At 46.1% G+C, this 4,353-nt stretch carries 3 protein-coding genes and 2 pseudogenes; 1 reads left to right on the forward strand and 4 read right to left on the reverse strand.

What is annotated here, in order from left to right; all coding sequences use genetic code 11:
• The 4 genes and pseudogenes from QZL64_RS12695 to thiS form a co-directional block, all read right to left on the reverse strand.
• Window positions 1-273, reverse strand: a pseudogene (locus QZL64_RS12695) (2-iminoacetate synthase ThiH); the annotation flags it as partial.
• A 118-nt stretch (window positions 274-391) separates the two neighbouring features.
• The gene (locus QZL64_RS12700) at window positions 392-1,216 is read right to left on the reverse strand and encodes a thiazole synthase (protein ID WP_021842331.1); all 825 of its coding nucleotides are present in this window, start codon (window positions 1,214-1,216) and stop codon (window positions 392-394) included.
• Between the two features lie 4 nt (window positions 1,217-1,220).
• Window positions 1,221-2,012, reverse strand: coding sequence for a sulfur carrier protein ThiS adenylyltransferase ThiF (gene thiF / locus QZL64_RS12705; RefSeq protein ID WP_021842332.1), 792 nt, complete (start codon window positions 2,010-2,012; stop codon window positions 1,221-1,223).
• Window positions 2,012-2,206 carry a sulfur carrier protein ThiS gene (thiS, locus tag QZL64_RS12710; protein WP_021842333.1) on the reverse strand — a complete coding sequence of 65 codons (195 nt, stop codon included), beginning with the start codon at window positions 2,204-2,206 and terminating at the stop codon, window positions 2,012-2,014. The genes thiF and thiS overlap by 1 nt, the downstream gene beginning before the upstream one ends.
• Before the next feature lie 517 nt (window positions 2,207-2,723).
• On the opposite strand from thiS, the pseudogene QZL64_RS12715 reads away from it, so the two are divergent.
• Window positions 2,724-4,353: pseudogene (locus QZL64_RS12715) on the forward strand (DNA-directed RNA polymerase subunit beta); the annotation flags it as partial.

Genomic DNA, 4,353 nt, shown 5'->3' on the forward strand with positions numbered 1-4,353 from the left:
GGCAGCCGTACTGAGGAGGGCCATAAAATCTTCCGGCTCCAATGTGTCTTTGGCCAAGGCTTGCTCTACATGGTGGGCGGTAAAGTTTTTATCAGAAAAGCTGTTTTTAGTATTCAGCACATAGTTGAGCCGCGTCATATCCAATTGGTCCATGGACGAAGTGTAGGCCATGATGTTATTTTTTAATACAGCTTCGTCGTCGGGCGTGGCCGTTTTGATGTGGCCATTGAGCTTGGGCGGCATCATATGACGAGGAGTAGGTAATATATTCATTATGATCTCCTAAATTATTTAGCTTGAGTTTAATTGCGCATTAGGAAAGTAATCCGGTGATCAATGTCGGAAGAACTTGTCTTGAAGATGCGCACGTAATCATTTCGTGTGTATGTATTTAATCGTTCAAGAAGCCCGTGAGTGGGCTGGATGCTTCCGCTTGGTCCGCAATAACGCGGCCCGTTTGGCCAAGGTACGCCAGGCGACCGGCTTCGATGGCGAGGCGAAAAGCTTTACACATTTGCGCTACATTGCCGGCCGTGGCGATGGCCGTGTTGCACATGATGGCGGTGACACCCATCTCCATGGCTTCGCATGCTTCCGACGGTTTGCCGATGCCTGCATCGACGATAACCGGCAAGTCCGTACTTTTTAGAACAATGTCGATGAAAGCTTTGGTACAAAGACCGCGGTTACTGCCAATCGGTGCGGCGAGGGGCATGATGGCGGCTGCGCCGGCTTCTTCAAGAGCCTTAGTGGCATAGTAATCGGGATACATATAAGGGAGTACGACAAAGCCTTTATCGGCCAGCATTTTGGTGGCACGGATGGTTTCTTGGTTATCCGGCAAGAGCCAGCGGGCATCGCTAATGATTTCTACTTTGACAAAATCGCCGCAGCCCATGGCACGGGAGAGTTCGGCAATGCGCACCGCTTCTTCCGCTGTGCGGGCACCTGAGGTATTTGGCAATAAGGTTACATCTTTAGGCATAAAGTCTAAGATGTTTTCTTGCCCGTCCGGCGTGGCGCGACGCAAAGCTAAGGTGATGATTTGAGCCTTGCCTTCTTCGGCGACGGCTTTTATAAGGGGTAGTGAAAATTTGCCGGAACCTAAGATAAGGCGGGAAGAAAATGTTTTGCCGCCCAGCGTGAAGGTATCGCCTTCCGGTGTAAATTTAGAACTTGGTTCGATGGTGGCCTGTTGTGAGGCTGTTGTTGACATAGTGTCACTCCTTTTGAGTCAGTAATAAATGTAAGAGCATGGTTGCTTCGTGAGCGGCACAGAGCATGACACGCGGTGCCAAAAGTCCGAGGGTGCTTTCGCTGTGGCCGTCACCCGTTTGGTAATAGCGGCTGAATAATTCTTTGGTTTGGACCGTATTCGGATGATCGTAACCGCTGACGCCGCTGGCCCCGATTAACGTTGTTGCGGGATAATGCGTTAGTACATAGCTTGTTAATTCCGCTTTGTTTTCAGCCGAGTCGAAGGCTTCGATGATGTAGGGGAAGCCTTTTAAATAGTTGTCAAAATTACTGCTGTTGATGGTGGTGTGGACGGCGTTCACTTTGATGAACGGATTGATGCGGTGAAGAATATCTTTTAAGGCTATAACTTTCGGTTTGCCCAAATCCGTCATTTCATAAGCTTGGCGACCAAGGTTCGTAATGTCTACCACATCCTTGTCGATGATGGTGAGCTCGCCGATGCCAAGCCGCGCGAGGCTAATGGCGATATGTGAGCCAAGACCGCCGGCACCGCAGATGGGAATGTGGCTCGACTTTAGCTTGTTATAAATGGTTTTGCCGTAACGAGCGTTCCATACGGCGTCGTACGTTGCTTCGTCAGGTGCTTCAGTGCGTGACACGCGTAATAAAGCATCGCCCTCTTTGAGGGGCGTTGCCCCATCGACGGCAAAGCCGTTTAGTAACCAAAGGTCATCGCTGCCGTTGGTAATGATATCCGCCGTAACCGAGCCGGGAGCTACCGACCGGGCTTGGCCGTTTACTGTAATATTCATCAGCCGCCTCCTACGAAGTGAACAATTTCCAGCGTGTCGCTGTCCAGTAACCAAGTTGATTCGAATTCGCTTTGCGGAATGATGATGCGGTTTCGCTCCACCACAACGCGTTTGGAATTGTAGCCCGCAGTTTCGAGAAAGGCGGAAACTGTCACAGATTCCGTAAGCGTTTGTTCTTTGCCGTTGACAATCATGGATGCCTCCTTATAAAATTCCTATAAAAAAAGACATGAAGGGAGAGCACCCTTTTGGTGGTGCTCCCCCTTCATGTCATGGTTATATATTGATTTCAGTATAGCAGAGTTTTGAGAATGGGCAAAGTGATTTTTCAAAAAATTTTTTGCAGTCATTGTCCGGGAATTTTTTTTTGTAAAATATTTTTGACAAAGCAATTTTATAATGATATAATACTAAATTGCAAATGTACTCAGATATATATTGATTAATGTATAATATTATTTTATAGGCGTACGAATGCGTCGTATAAATTAAGGGGTACTCAATAATATGACTATAACATCGTTACTGATAAAGGGTAAATCTTCCAAGGTTGTGTTAACCGAAGGCGAAGCAAGGTTCAAAATAAAAAAATGAGAGCCTTGCTTATTTTGTCATTGCGTTAACAGGAAAACTGAGACCTGGATTTTTGTCTGATGTCATACCGTTATAGAATAGAAGGTAAGCCAATTGAAATGAGGGGTGAAAGCTGGTATGTTCAAACCTGAGAAGGTAGGTAAAAGAACGCGTTATACGTATGCTAAAATTAACGAAGTTCTAGAAATGCCACATTTATTGGACGTGCAACGCAAGTCTTATGAGTGGTTTTTGGAGAGCGGTTTACAAAATATTTTTGACGATATTTCTCCGATTAAAGACAATTCAGGTAATTTAGTGCTTTCTTTTGAAGGATTTAGCCTTGGGGAGCCAAAATACGATATTAACGAATGTAAGAACCGTGATGCTACTTATGCGGCGCCATTGCGTGTTAACGTTCGTTTGATTAATAATGATCCTGAAAACCAGGATATTAAAGAACAGGAAGTTTTCATGGGCGACTTCCCGTTGATGACCGAAACCGGTACATTCATTATCAACGGGGCGGAACGTGTTATCGTATCCCAGCTGGTTCGTTCCCCGGGTGTATATTACACTCGTGAAATCGATACTATGGGTAACCGCTTGTACGGTTCCACAGTCATTCCTAATCGTGGTGCTTGGATTGAGCTTGAAACAGATGCTAACGAAATCGTATCCGTACGTATCGACCGTAATCGTAAATTACCGGCTACAATTTTAGTTCGTGCCCTTGGTTGGAGCACGGATGAATCCATTTTGGAATTGTTCTGGAATGGTGAAACTGACGAAGAAGGCAATCGCGTATATGACGAACGCTTGCTTCGCACCCTTGAAAAAGATACCACCGAATCTTCCGAAGAAGCGTTGGTTGAAATTTACAAAAAATTACGTCCGGGCGAACCGCCTACAGTGGAAAGTGCACGTAATTTATTCGACAATTTATTCTTCGATCCGCGTCGTTACGATTTAGCGCGCGTAGGTCGTTATAAATTGAATAAAAAATTAGGCTGGCGTCAACGTATGTTGGGTCAGACTTTGGCTCAGCCAATCGTAAACATGGAAACCGGCGAAATCATCGTTGATGCTGATACAGTAATGAACGAAGAACAGCTCGATATCGTTGCGAATAGCGGCGTTTTCAGCGGTGAAGGTTTTGCGGAATTCTATGTGAAGAGCTCTGAAGGCCACTCCTTCAAAGTTATCTGCAATAACAGCAACTTGCCGTTTGAACATCGTACGGTAACTCGCGAAGATATGATTGCCAACATCAGCTACTTGTTGAACTTGATGGATGGCGTTGGTCATGTGGATGATATCGACCACTTGGGTAACCGTCGTTTGCGTTGCGTAGGCGAATTGTTACAGAATCAGTTCCGCATCGGTTTAACTCGTATGGAACGTGTAGTTCGCGAACGTATGACGATTCAAGACAATGCTATGATTACGCCACAGGCGCTCATCAACATTCGTCCGGTAGTGGCAGCTATTAAAGAATTCTTCGGTTCCTCTCAGTTGTCCCAGTTCATGGATCAGACTAACCCACTTGGCGAATTGACGCACAAACGTCGTTTGTCCGCGTTGGGACCTGGTGGTTTGTCTCGTGAACGTGCGGGCTTCGAAGTTCGTGACGTGCATCACTCCCACTATGGTCGTATGTGTCCGATCGAAACACCTGAAGGTCCGAACATCGGCTTGATTTCTTCCCTTTCCAACTATGCGAAAGTTAACGAATTCGGCTTTATTGAAGCGCCATATCGTCGTGTAG

The organism is Veillonella sp. CAG:933, from assembly GCF_000431435.1.
Classification (GTDB): Bacteria; Bacillota; Negativicutes; order Veillonellales; family Veillonellaceae; genus Veillonella_A.

Excerpts from the sequence above, each read along its gene's own strand:
- QZL64_RS12700 (WP_021842331.1), bottom strand. The coding sequence starts at position 1,216 with ATGTCAACAACAGCCTCACAACAGGCCACCATCGAACCAAGTTCTAAA.
- thiF (WP_021842332.1), bottom strand. The coding sequence starts at position 2,012 with ATGAATATTACAGTAAACGGCCAAGCCCGGTCGGTAGCTCCCGGCTCG.
- thiS (WP_021842333.1), bottom strand. The coding sequence starts at position 2,206 with ATGATTGTCAACGGCAAAGAACAAACGCTTACGGAATCTGTGACAGTT.